The 14196-nt window shown below is 60.9% G+C and carries 16 protein-coding genes and 1 pseudogene; 6 read left to right on the plus strand and 11 right to left on the minus strand.

What is annotated here, in order from left to right; all coding sequences use genetic code 11:
• Window positions 1–169: 169 nt before the first annotated feature.
• The 4 genes from EN869_RS06815 to EN869_RS06830 form a co-directional block, all read right to left on the minus strand.
• Window positions 170–853: a lytic transglycosylase domain-containing protein gene (locus EN869_RS06815; RefSeq protein ID WP_024505647.1), complete on the minus strand. Its 684-nt coding sequence runs from the start codon at window positions 851–853 to the stop codon at window positions 170–172.
• On the minus strand, window positions 841–1389 hold the full coding sequence (locus tag EN869_RS06820; RefSeq protein ID WP_024505646.1) for a S26 family signal peptidase: 549 nt from the start codon (window positions 1387–1389) through the stop codon (window positions 841–843). Before EN869_RS06820 ends, EN869_RS06815 begins: the two co-directional genes overlap by 13 nt.
• Window positions 1386–1655, minus strand: a complete 270-nt coding sequence (locus EN869_RS06825; protein WP_024505645.1) for a helix-turn-helix domain-containing protein — start codon at window positions 1653–1655, stop codon at window positions 1386–1388. The genes EN869_RS06820 and EN869_RS06825 overlap by 4 nt, the downstream gene beginning before the upstream one ends.
• A gap of 181 nt (window positions 1656–1836) precedes the next feature.
• Window positions 1837–2160: a DUF736 domain-containing protein gene (locus tag EN869_RS06830; RefSeq protein ID WP_024505644.1), complete on the minus strand. Its 324-nt coding sequence runs from the start codon at window positions 2158–2160 to the stop codon at window positions 1837–1839.
• A gap of 1010 nt (window positions 2161–3170) precedes the next feature.
• Here EN869_RS06830 and EN869_RS06835 point away from each other — a divergent pair.
• From EN869_RS06835 to groL, 3 genes and pseudogenes are all read left to right on the plus strand, one after another.
• Window positions 3171–3518, plus strand: coding sequence for a hypothetical protein (locus tag EN869_RS06835; RefSeq protein WP_063169239.1), 348 nt, complete (start codon window positions 3171–3173; stop codon window positions 3516–3518).
• A 62-nt stretch (window positions 3519–3580) separates the two neighbouring features.
• Window positions 3581–3874 (plus strand): annotated as a pseudogene (gene groES / locus EN869_RS06840) (co-chaperone GroES); the annotation flags it as partial.
• Between the two features lie 65 nt (window positions 3875–3939).
• Window positions 3940–5595: a chaperonin GroEL gene (gene groL, locus EN869_RS06845; RefSeq protein WP_126057772.1), complete on the plus strand. Its 1656-nt coding sequence runs from the start codon at window positions 3940–3942 to the stop codon at window positions 5593–5595.
• 157 nt (window positions 5596–5752) lie between these two features.
• On the opposite strand, the gene EN869_RS06850 is transcribed toward groL, so the two are convergent.
• Complete coding sequence (locus EN869_RS06850) at window positions 5753–6754, minus strand: zincin-like metallopeptidase domain-containing protein (RefSeq protein WP_126059319.1); 1002 nt, start codon at window positions 6752–6754, stop codon at window positions 5753–5755.
• Between the two features lie 611 nt (window positions 6755–7365).
• Here EN869_RS06850 and EN869_RS34990 point away from each other — a divergent pair.
• Window positions 7366–7935: a hypothetical protein gene (locus EN869_RS34990; protein ID WP_245454735.1), complete on the plus strand. Its 570-nt coding sequence runs from the start codon at window positions 7366–7368 to the stop codon at window positions 7933–7935.
• Window positions 7936–7941: 6 nt separating this feature from the next.
• Here the strand turns inward: EN869_RS34990 and EN869_RS06860 are convergent, their stop codons facing one another.
• A complete protein-coding gene (locus EN869_RS06860; RefSeq protein WP_306462679.1) occupies window positions 7942–9141 on the minus strand; it encodes a cation:dicarboxylase symporter family transporter in 1200 nt (399 codons plus the stop codon).
• Window positions 9142–9848: 707 nt separating this feature from the next.
• On the opposite strand from EN869_RS06860, the gene EN869_RS06865 reads away from it, so the two are divergent.
• Complete coding sequence (locus EN869_RS06865) at window positions 9849–10238, plus strand: hypothetical protein (protein WP_024505560.1); 390 nt, start codon at window positions 9849–9851, stop codon at window positions 10236–10238.
• Window positions 10239–10427: 189 nt separating this feature from the next.
• Here the strand turns inward: EN869_RS06865 and EN869_RS06870 are convergent, their stop codons facing one another.
• From EN869_RS06870 to EN869_RS06875, 3 genes are all read right to left on the minus strand, one after another.
• The gene (locus EN869_RS06870; protein WP_063169243.1) at window positions 10428–10673 is read right to left on the minus strand and encodes a hypothetical protein; all 246 of its coding nucleotides are present in this window, start codon (window positions 10671–10673) and stop codon (window positions 10428–10430) included.
• A gap of 174 nt (window positions 10674–10847) precedes the next feature.
• Window positions 10848–10982 (minus strand): hypothetical protein, encoded by a 135-nt coding sequence (locus tag EN869_RS35460; protein ID WP_256754986.1) that lies wholly within the window; start codon window positions 10980–10982, stop codon window positions 10848–10850.
• Window positions 10975–11445: a hypothetical protein gene (locus EN869_RS06875; RefSeq protein WP_245454734.1), complete on the minus strand. Its 471-nt coding sequence runs from the start codon at window positions 11443–11445 to the stop codon at window positions 10975–10977. Before EN869_RS06875 ends, EN869_RS35460 begins: the two co-directional genes overlap by 8 nt.
• Window positions 11446–12044: 599 nt before the next feature.
• Here EN869_RS06875 and EN869_RS34995 point away from each other — a divergent pair.
• Window positions 12045–12293 carry a DUF6074 family protein gene (locus EN869_RS34995; RefSeq protein WP_063169245.1) on the plus strand — a complete coding sequence of 83 codons (249 nt, stop codon included), beginning with the start codon at window positions 12045–12047 and terminating at the stop codon, window positions 12291–12293.
• A 366-nt stretch (window positions 12294–12659) separates the two neighbouring features.
• On the opposite strand, the gene EN869_RS06885 is transcribed toward EN869_RS34995, so the two are convergent.
• The gene (locus tag EN869_RS06885; RefSeq protein ID WP_126057769.1) at window positions 12660–13292 is read right to left on the minus strand and encodes an acyl-homoserine-lactone synthase; all 633 of its coding nucleotides are present in this window, start codon (window positions 13290–13292) and stop codon (window positions 12660–12662) included.
• A gap of 92 nt (window positions 13293–13384) precedes the next feature.
• Window positions 13385–14104 (minus strand): LuxR family transcriptional regulator, encoded by a 720-nt coding sequence (locus EN869_RS06890; RefSeq protein WP_126057768.1) that lies wholly within the window; start codon window positions 14102–14104, stop codon window positions 13385–13387.
• Between the last annotated feature and the right edge of the window lie 92 nt (window positions 14105–14196).

The raw sequence follows: 14196 nt of genomic DNA on the forward strand, positions 1-14196 counted from the left end.
CCAGACATATCAAGCAAAATCAGACACTTACACGTCAAACCCTCTTGGCACCGGCGGCAGCCTCCCGGAAAAACGATGTGCAGACAAAGATTTAACCGCCTCCTGGAGGCGGTACCTTTATCTTGCCTTCCGCGCCCAGCCCCGCCAGACGCGCCCCCGTCCGCCATGGCTAACGCACCGGCTCCTTCGGCTGCGCGCCGTCCTTGCCGAGCGGCACGAAGAGATCGCCGTTTCGCACGCCTGAGTGAACACCGTCATGAATGAAGAACAGCGACCGTCCGAGAGGAGCGATTTGCGCCTTTGGAGCGACAGATTGGCTTTCGAACGCCTCGATGTCGGCCGCCGAAACTCCGGCCGCCTTGAGTTGGTCGAGGTACTCGACGGTCTCTTCTGGCAGCGGTTTGCCACGCTTCAAATGCTCGTCGTAGCGCTCGGGACCGGCATTGTAGGCGCCAAACAGGCCAGGAAATCCGAAGCGGTCATACATGGCACTGAGATAGGCCGTGCCGGCCAGGATATTGTCGCGCGGATCGTGGGGGTTAGGCCCAAGGCCGTGTTCGACCCGCATCTCTTCATAGGTGCCGGGCATCACCTGCATGAGGCCCATGGCGCCAGCGGGGGAGGTGATGGGGCGGCCGCCGCGCATTGTCTTGCCGCCGCTTTCGGCAGCCATGACGGCATAGATCCAGGCTTGGGGAATATGGAAGCGCCGGCTTGCTTCCGATACCAACGTCTGCCACTTTCGCAGCTGCGGACTTTGGGAGATGGCGACCGGCTCAGCGCCGGTCGAGGCGGAACAGGCGCATGGCGCAATGGCGATCATGCCCAACAAGAGGAGGGTCACTCGGTCCATAGTGGTACGAGCCTCCCGATGACATTTTGAGTGGGAACAGGCCCGAAATAGCGGCTGTCGAAGGAGCGGTTTTTGTCGCTGCCGAGCAGGAAAACCTCGTTATCCCCGAGCGCTCGGCAGCCGTTCCACCATGGCAAAGGTCGGCCTTCGGCGTCGATTTTGAGCCGGCGCGCGACGATGTCGCCGCCGATGATGATGGCGTCATTGAAGGCGCAGACATTATCGTCCGGCAGCGCTGCAAGACGTTTTGCCAGCGGCACATTGCGAGGCAGATAGCTGCGCTCGGCGGCGAGATACGCCGCGTATTCAGGCGGGCGCACGAGCACGAGATCGCCACGCGCCAGCGCTCCCGCAGCGATGCGGTAAAGGCCGATCGGCGCGCTGGCCGAGGCGTTCCAGACCAGCCAAGGGGCGGGCTTTCCCAGCGCCGTGAAGCCCAAAAGACCGAGACCGGCCGCGGCCAAGGCGACCGTCTTACGGGCTCGAACACGCCTCAGGCGGCTGCCGATCAGATGGATGGAAGGGCGCCGCCTCATGAACGGCCTCCCGTGCCGCCCTGGCCGGAACCGGCCTTGCCATCGCCGGCGATGGAGTGCTGCGGGTGTCCTTTCGACCAATGGTCGAGTTCGTCGATGTGATAGCGGACATAGCGGCCGTGCTTGCGGAATTTCGGGCCGCCGCCCTTGAGCCGCATCTTTTCGAGCGTGCGCTGGGAGAGCCCGATATAGAAGGCGGCTTGGGCTGTGCTGAGAAACGGGCTGCCCTTTTTCGCGCGGGCCGCGCGTTCGTTTTCGTCGTCCATGATGATCCTCGTTTCGCTTCGGACAAGCGAGGGCGAGGATGGGCGAGGGAGATCGTCTCGGGGACGGGCGAAGAGTCGGGGGAGAGTTTTCGCCGCCCTTTAGGGCGGACGGGGTTTGGGTGGAACTCCTGGGAATGAGCCCCGCGCCGGGGCTGCGGCGCGAGGCTCTTATCTCGGCCGGTCAGTCGGCCGGGTTCCAGATGATGGCGTAGGTGTCGTGATCGTCCTGGCCGGCGGCTCGGCCGAGATTGGCGTAGAGCTTGCGCGGTCCGAACTCCGGCGCTGCAATCGACAGGCTCACATAATCCTTGCCGGAAGTCTCGCCGGTGCGGATCCAGCCAGCGCCGACTTCGACCCCTTGCGTAAGCACCCGGAAGTCGGGATGGTTATCGGCGCTCTTGGCCTGGTTGGGGACGATATCGATGTCGGCGCGGACGCTGAGCGTCTTGAACTGGCCCTTGTAGGCGCCGTTTTCCTGCTTGTTGACGTAACCGATCGCGGTCATTTCGAAGTCTCCTTTTGTGGTTTCGCCGGGGACCATCCCCTGCGATGGCGCACCGTAATGGGCGCGTCAGGACCGCCTGAATCCGACAGGGCCGCAGCGACAGTGAAGGACCCGAGCGGGCAGCTTTTTTGTGAGCGAAGCGGCGCGAGGAAGCCGCCGCAGGCGGCGGGGAAAAAAGCTGATGGCGCGAGGGTTTCGGGCGGCCGGACCCGCCCATAGGTCGACAAGCCAGCCGCAGGGATGGTCCTTGGAGAGAGCATGGAGACCGCTCGCCAAGTGCGGTCTGTCAGCCAAGCAGGACGCCGGGATGAAACGGCCTGCAAAGATGCTGCGCCCTTATGCCGGATCGAGATCGTGCCAGCGGGTCGGGCGCCAGAGCAGACATCCGGCATGGTGCGATCTATGAAAGCAGGGCTCGCCAGCGGGAATTTGATACGCGAGGGGGCCAAAGTAAGGCTGGATGAGAAGCCGGTGCTACCTGCAGGTCCAGTGTCATGTGGCGGCGCTCGGGAAACCGCTACGCAATGTAACGCGCTCTTATGAGGCGAACAGACCGGCCCCAAAACCGATCGACCGGTGGTCGGCGCGAAACGCGTCATGCCTGTCCGAAAGCTGACAGTGGCAGAAGACGCATGTCGGGTTCCGCACAATTGACCATGCTGGATTTGTGAGGTTTTCAGGGAGAGCCATGCGTTCACTTCCCAGTGAGCTTTGGCACGGCATTTGCTCTTGATGTGGCAACACGGATCGAAGGTTGACTGCATGCACAAGCGCGAGATGAGCAATGCTCTCCTTTCCTGGAGGCTTGGCAGCAGATTCGATTTGACGTTGCGAGGAGCTTCAGCCGCTCGCGGCGGAAGTGATCTCAAATCTGAAGGCACCGTTGGGGCCGCAGCCATCAAACACATCTTTCTCTTTTTCGCAGCTCGTCTTCAACGCGATGCGGACTTCTTCGCGTCGACGGCGGCCGAAGGTGGAGAAGGGGCTCGACTTGCAAAAAGGAGTTGTCAATGACGTCTTACGTTCGCACCAACAGCCCGGCGCAGGTGCGCTCACTGTCCACCTTTGGCAAGCATCTGCAAAGGAGCGTGCTGACGGCGACGCTGCTTGCCGCGGCTTCGACGGGAAGTGAAGCGCAGCCCTATGTTCGTGCTGACGGCAGCACGACTGACGACTTGGAAGCGGCGCGAGCAAGTTGGCGTCATGACGCCGAATTCAATGGAAATGTGGGGCTCGCAGCCATCAACGCGGATGCCGCGTATGCGTTGGGTTCCACCGGGGAGGGGGCCAGAGCTCCTCGCCTGCCCTCGTCCGTCTTGACGAGTGCCCGCTTACAGCCTACCTCACTATCGCGTTAGCACTCGTCCATCGCGAGTGCTAACAAAAACCCCTCAACAGCGCACCAGGGAAAAATCCGAAAATGGCAAAGTCGAAGTTCCGCCCGCTGCATGACCGCGTGGTCGTTCGCCGGGTCGAATCCGAATCCAAGACCGCTGGCGGGATCATCATCCCCGACACGGCAAAGGAAAAGCCGCAGGAAGGCGAGATCATCGCTGTCGGCTTCGGCGCTCGTGACGAAGCTGGCAAGCTGGTCCCGCTGGACGTCAAGGCCGGCGACCGCATCCTGTTCAGCAAGTGGTCGGGCACGGAAGTCAAGCTCAATGGCGAAGACCTTCTGATCATGAAGGAATCCGACATCATGGGCATCATCGGCTCATATCAGGCCCTTTCGTCAACTGAATTCCCGGGCTCGATTGAAGCCCCTGCCAGGAGCTAAAAATGGCTGCCAAAGACGTAAAATTCTCCCGCGATGCCCGCGAGCGCATGCTGCGCGGTGTCAACATCCTCGCTGACGCGGTGAAGGTCACGCTCGGCCCCAAGGGCCGCAACGTGGTCATCGACAAGTCGTTCGGCGCCCCGCGCATCACCAAGGACGGCGTCACCGTCGCCAAGGAAATCGAGCTTGAGGACAAGTTCGAAAACATGGGCGCGCAGATGGTCCGCGAAGTTGCTTCGAAGACCAACGACATCGCTGGCGACGGCACCACGACCGCGACCGTTCTGGCGCAGTCGATCGTCCAGGAAGGCCACAAGGCCGTTGCCGCCGGCATGAACCCGATGGACCTGAAGCGCGGCATCGACCTCGCGGTAACCGACGTCGTTGCGACCCTGATTAAGAACGCCAAGAAGATCAAGACCTCCGAAGAGGTTGCCCAGGTCGGCACCATCGCCGGCAACGGCGATGCTTCGGTCGGCAAGATGATCGCCGAAGCGATGCAGAAGGTCGGCAACGAAGGCGTCATCACGGTTGAGGAAGCCAAGACCGCCGAGACCGAACTCGAAGTCGTCGAAGGCATGCAGTTCGACCGCGGCTACCTCTCGCCCTACTTCGTCACCAACGCCGACAAGATGGTTGCCGAGCTCGAGGACGTCTACATCCTCCTGCACGAGAAGAAGCTGTCCAACCTCCAGGCCATGCTGCCGGTTCTCGAAGCCGTCGTGCAGACCTCGAAGCCGCTGCTCATCATCTCGGAAGACGTCGAAGGCGAGGCTCTGGCCACGCTGGTCGTCAACAAGCTGCGTGGCGGCCTGAAGATCGCCGCCGTCAAGGCGCCGGGCTTCGGTGATCGCCGCAAGGCCATGCTGGAAGACATCGCCATCCTCACCGGTGGCCAGGTCATCTCGGAAGACCTCGGCATCAAGCTCGAGAACGTCGGCCTCAACATGCTCGGCCGCGCCAAGAAGGTGTCGATCTCCAAGGAGAACACCACCATCGTCGACGGCGCCGGCAAGAAGGCCGAGATCCAGGGCCGCGTTGCCCAGATCAAGCAGCAGATCGAAGAGACCACTTCGGACTACGACAAGGAGAAGCTGCAGGAACGTCTGGCGAAGCTCGCCGGCGGCGTTGCGGTGATCCGCGTCGGCGGTGCGACGGAAGTCGAAGTCAAGGAAAAGAAGGACCGCGTCGATGACGCCCTCAACGCGACCCGCGCGGCCGTCGAAGAAGGCATCGTTGCTGGTGGTGGCGTCGCGCTGCTGCGCGCTTCGGCCAACATCAAGGCCACCGGCGTCAATGCCGACCAGGCCGCCGGCATCAACATCGTGCGTCGTGCGCTTCAGGCTCCGGCCCGCCAGATCGCGGCCAACGCCGGTGCGGAAGCATCGATCGTTGCCGGCAAGATCCTTGAGAACAAGGGCGCGACCTTCGGCTACAACGCCCAGACCGGCGAGTATGGCGACATGATCGCCATGGGTATCGTCGATCCGGTCAAGGTTGTCCGTACGGCTCTTCAGGACGCGGCCTCGGTCGCCGGCCTGCTGGTCACCACCGAAGCCATGATCGCGGAGGCTCCGAAGAAGGAGTCGGCTGGCGGCGGCATGCCTGGCGGCATGGGCGGCGGCGGCATGGGCGGCATGGGCGGCATGGATTTCTAATCCAGCTCTGGCAGCTTTCGCAACGAGAGGGCGGCATCAATGCCGCCCTCTTTTTTTGCGAACCTCGGTCCGATGAACGATCGACGCCAACGCCGGCCATCGGCGTTAGGGCAACCTCAAAAGAACTGTCGAGTTGGTTGCGCGCGGCTTTGCGTCATCAGAGGCGCAAGGCGGTCGCGTGTGAGGATTGCGCGCTCCCATAGGCGGTTTCGGCATGTGCCTCGCCTTCGACATCGACATTGCGGCCAAGCAGGAAATCGGCGGCTTTCGAGGCATGGCTTGCGGCGCGGAAGATGGCGCGGTTGTCCTCGCGCAAAACCGTCAGCCATGAGCCGATGTAGTCGGCATGGCGCACGCTCGGCTCGATGCCGAGACTGCTGCAGATGAAGGCTGATGCGATTTCGGCGACCAGTTCCTCGCGCGCATAGGTGTTGGACCCGAAGGAGCCGGACAGGTCGCGCGCGAGTCGCCTCGGGTGGCCGGTCCAGTGTCCAAGCTCGTGAAAGCAGGTCCGGTAATAGTCGATCTGGTGGAAGAAAGCCGGCTGCGGCGGCACCTGTATGGTGTCGCTGCCGGGCATGTAGAAGGCGCGCTCGCCGCCGATGCGAAAATCAGCGCCGGTTGCATGAATGAGCGCCTCGGCCTGCGGGACCATCTCGCGCTCAGGCAGAGGCTCGCCGGCGGCGTAAAGATGTTCGGGCAGATTATCGCACTGCGCGACATCGAAGACGGTGAAGCGCTTCAGGAAGGGCACCGCCTGCGGTTCGTCGCCATCGGTGTCGGCGCGTTGCTTTTCGTTCTTGGGAACAAAGCGGTCAGCGTGAACGATGGTGGTGCCGTGCTCGCCCTTCCTGACATTGCCGCCAAGCGAAAGCGCCTGCCGGAAGGTGAGCCAGTTCTGGCTGGGGAAACCGCGCTCGATGACCGCGCCCCACAGGATCAGGATATTGATGCCGGAATATCGGCGCTGGGTGGCCGCATTCCGCGGCAGGCCGAGGCCTGTCCTTGCCCTGCCCCACGGCTTGACCCATGGCACGGTGCCGCGCTCCAGTTCGGCAATGATGCGGTCGGTGATTTCCTGATAAAGGCTGGCGCCGGTGCGCCCGCCACTGTCTGCGCCAGCCTGTCGGCTGCCGCAACGTTTGTTGTTTGCACGCATCGTGATGTCCTCCGCTCTACAATCGCGCGCCCTCCCCGGAAGCGGGGTGGGCGGCAAAAGCGACCGGAAAGGCCCGCCGTCGGAGGCGGACTGCATCAGCAGGACCGGAACGGAGTGGAGGACCCGAAAGCGACAAGCGAAGGGTTGCGGGACGCCGCGGCGGGCCTAGAAGGGAGTGCTGCCCACCCTGCGCCAGGGGGAAGGCCACAATAGAAAGACGCCGGCCGACAGGCCGGCGACCGTCAGCAGCCGAAGGCTGCCCCGCGCCAGGGGGCGATGCCGCAGGGCCAAGACCGCCTGAGCTTGCCGAAGAAAAGCGGGCTCGGTTCACGAGCACCCGGCCAGCGACTTCAGGCGCGGGCGCTCAGGATTGTTGTTGGCGCCCACGGCAGCTGGATGACCGCAACAAGATTACGAGGAGCGACAGCAAAGCCAGCTGCCACAAACGGCACGCTCCGGCAACAACAGCGTGGCCGGTCTACAGATGCTGCCCCGCACGAGAGCCAGCACGCTTTGAGCGCGCATCGGCGATGCAAGCGTTGCAAGCTGGCCATGTCCACAAGGTCGGCGACCACTATATCGCCGACCACCAACGCGGGCGTACCGTCTAAGTGCAGACCTTTCGCGAGTGCGCGGACCGCGCATTTCATCTGCGATGGCCGGATCTTGCATTCCCGCTTGAGCTGCTCAACGTCAAGGCCTACACGCGCTGCGATCTTGAGAGTGACCCTTCAACTGGGGGAAATCATAAGGGCGCGGTGGAATTCGTCGAACTTTCCCTGTTTTCTCGAGGCGAGTGCGGCGAAGGCTGGGAATTGGGAATCCGGTCCCAGGACCGGGAACTGTTTGATCACAAGCTTCAGATTGGGTTCATGCTTGAAGGCTTTTTGGTAGTTGATATCAGCCAGTCTGCAATGCGGACAGTTGTGGTAGTCATTGAATATGACCAGAACGGCATCGCCTTGCGGGTTGCCGGCGATTGGCGAAGGAGATCGTTGTCGAATGCGCCGCTCCACTTTTGCCTGTCGGTCGACCACGCCTGCCGGTGCAGGTTCGCGCTATATTGGCTCGCCAGCAAGGCGAGGAGTAAAAGAAGAGCTGCGACAGTGATGGCAGTCGGCTTAGACATGAGTCTCCAATCCATGGACGGCGTGGCAGCAACGGCCGCCTTTTTGGTGTAAAATGGGTCAGTTTTGATCGTGCCCCGCAGTTGCTACAGGCGCACAGGTGCCGGTGCGATCTGGCGGTTTCTCAAATACGGCTTTGCGCCATCGGGTCCACCCCAATAGCTGAGCGTCGTTCGCACGGGGAATTGTGTTCACCACGCCGGGCGACTTGACCGTCCACCGCCGGAGCGCTGAACGGTCCGCTAGTGAGGCGCTCCCCGAATCGTCGTTTATCCCGCTCGCCCCGGACCGGGTGACAGCCAGCGTTGCCGCTACGCTGCGGAGAAAAACCGTCAGCGCGTGGCATTCGGACATAAGCTGATCGACGCCAAGAATAAGCCCCACGGAGGTGACCGGTGCGGCCGGAACAAGAAAGAGCGTTGCAGCCATTGTGACGAGGCCTGCACCGGTAATGCGGGTTGTTCCGTTCGAAGGGAACAATGCGACAAACAGCATGAGGATCCGGCAGCCGATCGGGAGATCAGTTTTCGTCGCTTGGGCGATGAAAAGGGCGGCGAGCATCATATTCGTGCCGTCCAGATTGAATGGAATGAGACCCACGACCGAATGCGTGGCGCCGGCCCTTTCCATCTTCTCCATGAGCGAGGCCAGCGCGGCCTCTGAGGAGGACATTGCGAGCAGCAGCTCGTCCTTGATGTATCGGACGAGAGAGAAGAGCGAGCGGCCGTTGTAGCGGCAGACCGCGCCGAACAGGACCGAGAGGAACAAGACTTGCAGGATGTCGCCTTCCGCGAAGGCATTGGCAATCGTTGACGGGATGATGTTCATCAGGAAGCTGGTCACGGACTGCTCGTGAGCCGTGGCCACATAGCCCTTAACGGCTTGGACATCGAGCGAGGCCGGATCGATGTTGAGGCCGGCGCCAGGCTGAACGATATTCGCGACAATCAGCCCGACAACAAAAGCGAGCGTCGAAAAGGTGAGAAAATAGACCATCGCCTTGGCGGCAACTCGGCCGACCTTCTGCAGATCGCTCATGCCGGCAATGCCGGTCGCCATTGTCAGGAAGATGACAGGTACGGTGATTATCTTGACGACATCGACGAAGGCATCGCCGAGCGGCTTCAGGCTGTGGCCGGTCTCCAAATGGAAATAGCCGATTGCGGCACCCAGGATTATGGCGGCAAGTACCTGCACGTAGGTCCGGGCAAAATGGCGCTTGCGGGGCGCTGCGATCGCGCGGGGAACTCTTGGAACCAACACCGTCTCTCTCCTTGACCGGATCGGGGTGGGGCTCCTCCCTCTCCCATGCAGTGCTCCGGTCGAACGCTGCGCCCACTTCGGCGCAAACGATGTGCCAAATAGCAAAGAGGGGAAAACGCGCAGGACCTCACGCAATGCTTGCGATTCGCTCTCCCACACTCGTGCAGTGGTTGCCTGTCGCAACTATGGAAGGGTCGATTCTTGGGAACTCCAAAGGCCGCTCTTTGCGTCGAGCAGCTTGGCTGCCTGGAAGGTTCCCTCTTTGCCTTGCGGTCTGCGAGCTGAGTCCAGATCGTCATCATTTGGCTGCGCGCCGCACGGGGCTCGAAAGATTCAATCGAGGACGGGTCCTCTTGGAAAACGGGGGCAGCGTTGGTCAAGCCCTTCCACCCTGCTGTCCCAATGGTGTTCAGAAGCTCAGTTCACGATCAAGCGATGGATCAGCGTCATCTGGCGTTTGCGCCATCGCGGCGGCGTTGCAACGGGTCTGCCAAAGATGAGAAGGCCGCGAGGCAGGGTCCGAGACCTAGACTCCAACCTCATAGCGCGCTCGGCTCGCGTTCGGAAGGTTCGAACCGCAGCACGATCAGGTGGCGACACCGTTGGTCGGAACCGGAACCCGACGAATGATCGTTCGTGACCGACATCTGTGAACAAGCAGTATGTGTCATTGCAATCACCACCCGTTGCGCGGAAATGCCCATATGGCCGTGAATGAACTGGATTTGGTGATTTTCCAGATGGCGGTGGAAAGCGTCCGCTTGCTCTCTTCAAGCTTTGATGAGAAGGCGGCTGAGATAGCCACGAGGAGCCGTGGTAGCCTTCTTTTTGACGTGCGGGTGGACGGTGACCTGGAGGTCCAGCGAGTCGCAGCCATTGGATATCCAGGCGACAAGATCGGTGTGGTGGCATTGGACCGAGAGGGCCTTGTTAGCTGTTGTTGCCTAGTCAATGGCACCTTCTCACCTTTCATTGCACCGTTGGAGAACTGGACCAGCATGCCCCTTTCGATGCAGGCCCAGATCGATGTCACAGGCTATGCGAGGCTCCTTCTGGCCGCCTTGCGAAATGCTGGACATATGCTGGACAGGTAGCATCGCGATGATGTCTGTGATGAGATGGTGCAAACGGCTGGATGAGGCGATCGCTTGCTGGCAGCTTTGGCAACAAAGCGATCGGTGAGTTCGCAATGCTGGAACACGTCCTTTAGACTCTGCAGTTAAGTTAGCGGACTACCATCTGACGAATGCCCTCTGACAGTCTGCATGGCGCGGCATGCCCTCTTAGGAATGCAGCCGTGGTTCTACACCATCGGCTGTTTTTGTGTCGAAGGCGACGGGCACGCCATGAACGAAGGAAGCGGCCGCCAACAGTTCCTCCAACTCGCGGTCGGTGGCCTTGCATGCCGGCATTAGTGTTCGGATGGCGCGGATCGCCTGCGCCATGGAGAGAAAGCGGACCCTTCCCCTGGAAAGGACATAGGCTTCTGCGGCTTTTTCGACGGTGACGGTGTGAAACGAATTGGTCATGACGAATTCCTCCCTGAACCCTGACCAACCCGACTTATGGCACGAATTCGACCGCCTTCAAGCCTATGTCCGATTGCGGACAATAGCTGCGATTCGTTCAAAACCGCTGATGCTTTTGGGCGACCTGGTGAGGGGCAAGGAGACGTCGGCTGAACCCGTTTCAACCGACATGCTTCAGGCAGCGGCCAGGCCGAAATAACGCTGCTCCTCCTTGTCATAAGCGCCATGTGTGAGCTTTATCAATCCGGCACGGTCGATGATCGTGATCTCGCCGCGCTTGGCGTGCACCAGTCCTCGATACTCAAGCATTTGCAGGGCCGTGGTGACCCCGGGCGGTGGGCGCGAGCATGGTCGCCAGAAATTCATGCGTCGGGAGGATCTTATCTCCTTCCGCACGGTCGTGGACCATCAGCTGCCAGCGGGCCAGCCGTTCTTCGATCTTGGAGTGGCCATTGACCAGTGCCGTCCGGCATGATTGGACGAGGAACGCGTGGGCATAATCCAGCACTGAGGTGCGAAGCGACGGGCTAATCGCAGGGCGAAGGTTTTCAACCGGCAGGCGCCAGGTAGTGCTTTCCTTTCCGAGAATGACGGCAATTCCTTTCATCCCGTCATAGCCGACAATGCCGACTTCACCTTGCCGCCCGCCGGTCATGGTGGCGACCACCGACGCGATGCCCCTCTCGGGAAAATATACGTTCTTGATCGGCTGATGCGCGACCTCCAACTGGTCCTTGATGCCCGGTTCGACGTGATGCAGCGATGGTCGCAAAAGCGCGAAGTCCTGCGGGGTGAGGGCTTCAGCACCTGGTCGCGAAAGAGGGATCGGGCAAGGCTCTCTTCCAACGGGGCAAGAGCGCGTACGTCTTACTGTCGGCTGCACCGAAGTAAATGCCGGCCGATGCCAAAGCATAGGCTTCGAAACGCGCGATTGCAAAGCCCTGTCGGGGCAGTGCAGTCATGCTAGAAGTCGCGCCGCCTACGATAGGCAGCGGATGACATGATTCCCTTCTGCGGCGGCCACCAAGAACGGCTCGGGCACGCTTTAATCGTTCATACACAAGCTCGCAGGAATGTAAGCAGCGGAACAATCGGGTGATTCGTACCGCCCTGCCCTTTCAGAGATCAAGTCATTGGACGTCAATTCGGCTGGAACGCCTCGTCGAACGGCCCAGGAAAATGCAGCCGGATGAGCAATGGTGGTTCACCTTATGTGCGGTCCCGGATATGCGGTCCGGCGGCTCATCTCCCAATAGCTTGTCGATGGGGAAGTGGAACTCGTCATGTCGCCGCGAACCGTCACCGCGCTAGCGGGGCTCTTTTGAAGACGCCGGTGTTTTTCTTTGTGGAACTGAATCTGTGAGGTGATTGATGCATGAATCAAACATTTGCGTATTTCCGCTGCATCGGCGACGTATATTGGTCGAAAGTATCGCCCAGGCCCTCGAGACCAAGAACGGCGAGGCGGCGAGTGCGTTCTGGCGCTGTGCTGCCAAGAAAATGCTCATTCAATTGTCCGATGTAGGAATTGCGCCAGAGCTCGCTGCGCAGGAGGTTGGAAGCCTTCTTCATGCGGTCTTGGACGACATGGCCAACCGAACGGTAATGCACAAAGCATAGGCTCGGGCGCTGTTGGACCGCGCGTCAGCTCGGGTCCTTATCAGGGGACTGCTCCGACTGGCCGACGGTCCGGCCAAACCGGCATACCGGCAAAGGTTTGAGGTTGCGATCGCTCACGGCGGCCGGTCCAATATTCTAAGACGACCTCAGAAGCCACGTTGGCTTCTTTGGACGAAGCGGAGGGGCGCCATTTTGGCGTGCTCACGCTGGACTGCGGGTTGCGCCTACGGAAATCCAAAGTCCGGCCGCGCGAGCCAATCGACCGGAACAGTCGAAAGCTCGTGGGGGCGGGTCCGCTCACCCTCACGGCGGCGGTGGCGGCCGTGAGCAGACTTAACTCAAGTCACGGCTGAGCATCCGCAGGCGCTATGCCGATTGGATGAGAACTGGTTGCCACAACACCGGCCCGTTGAGGCGTCCCCTCCAGCGGATGCGCAAGAGACTGGCGTAGGAAATATCGAGGAAGCCGGCGACTGCCTCGGTGTTGCCGACCTGCTTGGGCTGTCCGATACGTGACAACGGCCAGGTGGCGAGACGAAGGATCCTTTCGATGCGCGTATCTGTCACCGTTACGATCCCGGAGAGATTGTTGGCCAAGCCGAATTCGATGATCCCCGCGAAGAGCTCGTAGGTTGCTTGGGCCAGGCCGCCAGCTGCCTTCGGCGCTGTCGCAGGGAGATCGAGCGCGAAACGACTACTCTCCCAGATATCGGCACTCGCAGGGACCACCATCTCATCCAGCAGCGTCGGAAACGTATCGCGCAACATTGTCGGTCCGGTGGTCGGCAAAAGGCGGACGCAGCCGCAAGTTCGCCAATCGGACCCCTTGAGAAGCAGGTAGACGGGGTTCAGGCTGTCAAACGGGTCCGTTTCCATTTCGCCTTCGGTCTGCACTTCCCAATCGAGCCGCTTCTTGAAAACCCGATACCTAAGTCCGTGCATTTCCTTGAGTTCGCTCGCAAACTCGGCGTAGCAGTCGGGTGTTATCAGCTGCATCATTGTCGTCTCCGTGCGGGATGTGTCCACGCAATCGAAGGGCAAAGCCGTCATGAATGCAGCCTGTAGACCTTTACAGCTAGACTTGGAGAGGATCAGGATCTCGCCCGAGCAGCCATCCGCACTACGGCCTGGTTGATGGTTCGCACGCCAAGCTTCGCCTTGGCGTTTTCCTGATGGAAGGTCACGGTGCGTTTCGAGACACCGAGAATCTGGCTGATATCCCAGGCCGACTTGCCGCACGCCGCCCATTTCAGGCACTCGAACTCCCGCCGGGTGAGCGTTATGCCATCTACCACGCAATCTTCGGCGAGCCTGCGCCGGGCATGGATATGAACGTTGATCGCAACCAGTTGCATTGCTTTTTCGTAGCGCGTCAGCGACCTCAGAAATGGCGGATGCGCCTCGTTGGAGGCGAAGGTCAGTGCGGCGAACCGGCCGCGATGATCATGCATCGACATGGTCAGTCCGCCGCGAATGCCGAACTCAGCTGCTTTTTCCAGGACTTCCTGCTGAGAGGTCGGCAAATAACGGTGATCGCGGTCCACACCCCAGTCGAAGGTATCCCAGCCCCGCAGTCCCCGCAGGATCACGGGATCCACGCTGTGGTAGCGCTGTTGCAGGTAATGTGATGTCCATGATGATGGATAATTCGAGATCAATCGCGGCCTGTCGCCGGAAGCGGATGGGTAGGTGAAATAAGCGAAGAGCGGAAAGTCGAACCCGGCTGCGGCGGACGCCATTGCCTCATGGAGATCGACGGCATCGACGCTTGCAGAGAGTTGCTCGACCAAGGTTTCAAATACGCGATGCATCTGCGCTTAGCGTACCTCGCGGAGGTTGCTGGAAGCCGACGGAGACGTGGTTCTAAATGATGGCCTGTCCCTGCAGGGCATACGACGCGCCG

It is taken from the genome of Mesorhizobium sp. M2D.F.Ca.ET.226.01.1.1 (assembly GCF_004022705.2).
Lineage (GTDB): Bacteria > Pseudomonadota > Alphaproteobacteria > Rhizobiales > Rhizobiaceae > Mesorhizobium.

Excerpts from the sequence above, each read along its gene's own strand:
- EN869_RS06815 (WP_024505647.1), bottom strand. The coding sequence starts at position 853 with ATGGACCGAGTGACCCTCCTCTTGTTGGGCATGATCGCCATTGCGCCA.
- EN869_RS06820 (WP_024505646.1), bottom strand. The coding sequence starts at position 1,389 with ATGAGGCGGCGCCCTTCCATCCATCTGATCGGCAGCCGCCTGAGGCGT.
- EN869_RS06825 (WP_024505645.1), bottom strand. The coding sequence starts at position 1,655 with ATGGACGACGAAAACGAACGCGCGGCCCGCGCGAAAAAGGGCAGCCCG.
- EN869_RS06830 (WP_024505644.1), bottom strand. The coding sequence starts at position 2,160 with ATGACCGCGATCGGTTACGTCAACAAGCAGGAAAACGGCGCCTACAAG.
- EN869_RS06835 (WP_063169239.1), top strand. The coding sequence starts at position 3,171 with ATGACGTCTTACGTTCGCACCAACAGCCCGGCGCAGGTGCGCTCACTG.
- groL (WP_126057772.1), top strand. The coding sequence starts at position 3,940 with ATGGCTGCCAAAGACGTAAAATTCTCCCGCGATGCCCGCGAGCGCATG.
- EN869_RS06850 (WP_126059319.1), bottom strand. The coding sequence starts at position 6,754 with ATGCGTGCAAACAACAAACGTTGCGGCAGCCGACAGGCTGGCGCAGAC.
- EN869_RS06865 (WP_024505560.1), top strand. The coding sequence starts at position 9,849 with ATGGCCGTGAATGAACTGGATTTGGTGATTTTCCAGATGGCGGTGGAA.
- EN869_RS06870 (WP_063169243.1), bottom strand. The coding sequence starts at position 10,673 with ATGACCAATTCGTTTCACACCGTCACCGTCGAAAAAGCCGCAGAAGCC.
- EN869_RS35460 (WP_256754986.1), bottom strand. The coding sequence starts at position 10,982 with ATGCTTGAGTATCGAGGACTGGTGCACGCCAAGCGCGGCGAGATCACG.
- EN869_RS34995 (WP_063169245.1), top strand. The coding sequence starts at position 12,045 with ATGCATGAATCAAACATTTGCGTATTTCCGCTGCATCGGCGACGTATA.
- EN869_RS06885 (WP_126057769.1), bottom strand. The coding sequence starts at position 13,292 with ATGATGCAGCTGATAACACCCGACTGCTACGCCGAGTTTGCGAGCGAA.
- EN869_RS06890 (WP_126057768.1), bottom strand. The coding sequence starts at position 14,104 with ATGCATCGCGTATTTGAAACCTTGGTCGAGCAACTCTCTGCAAGCGTC.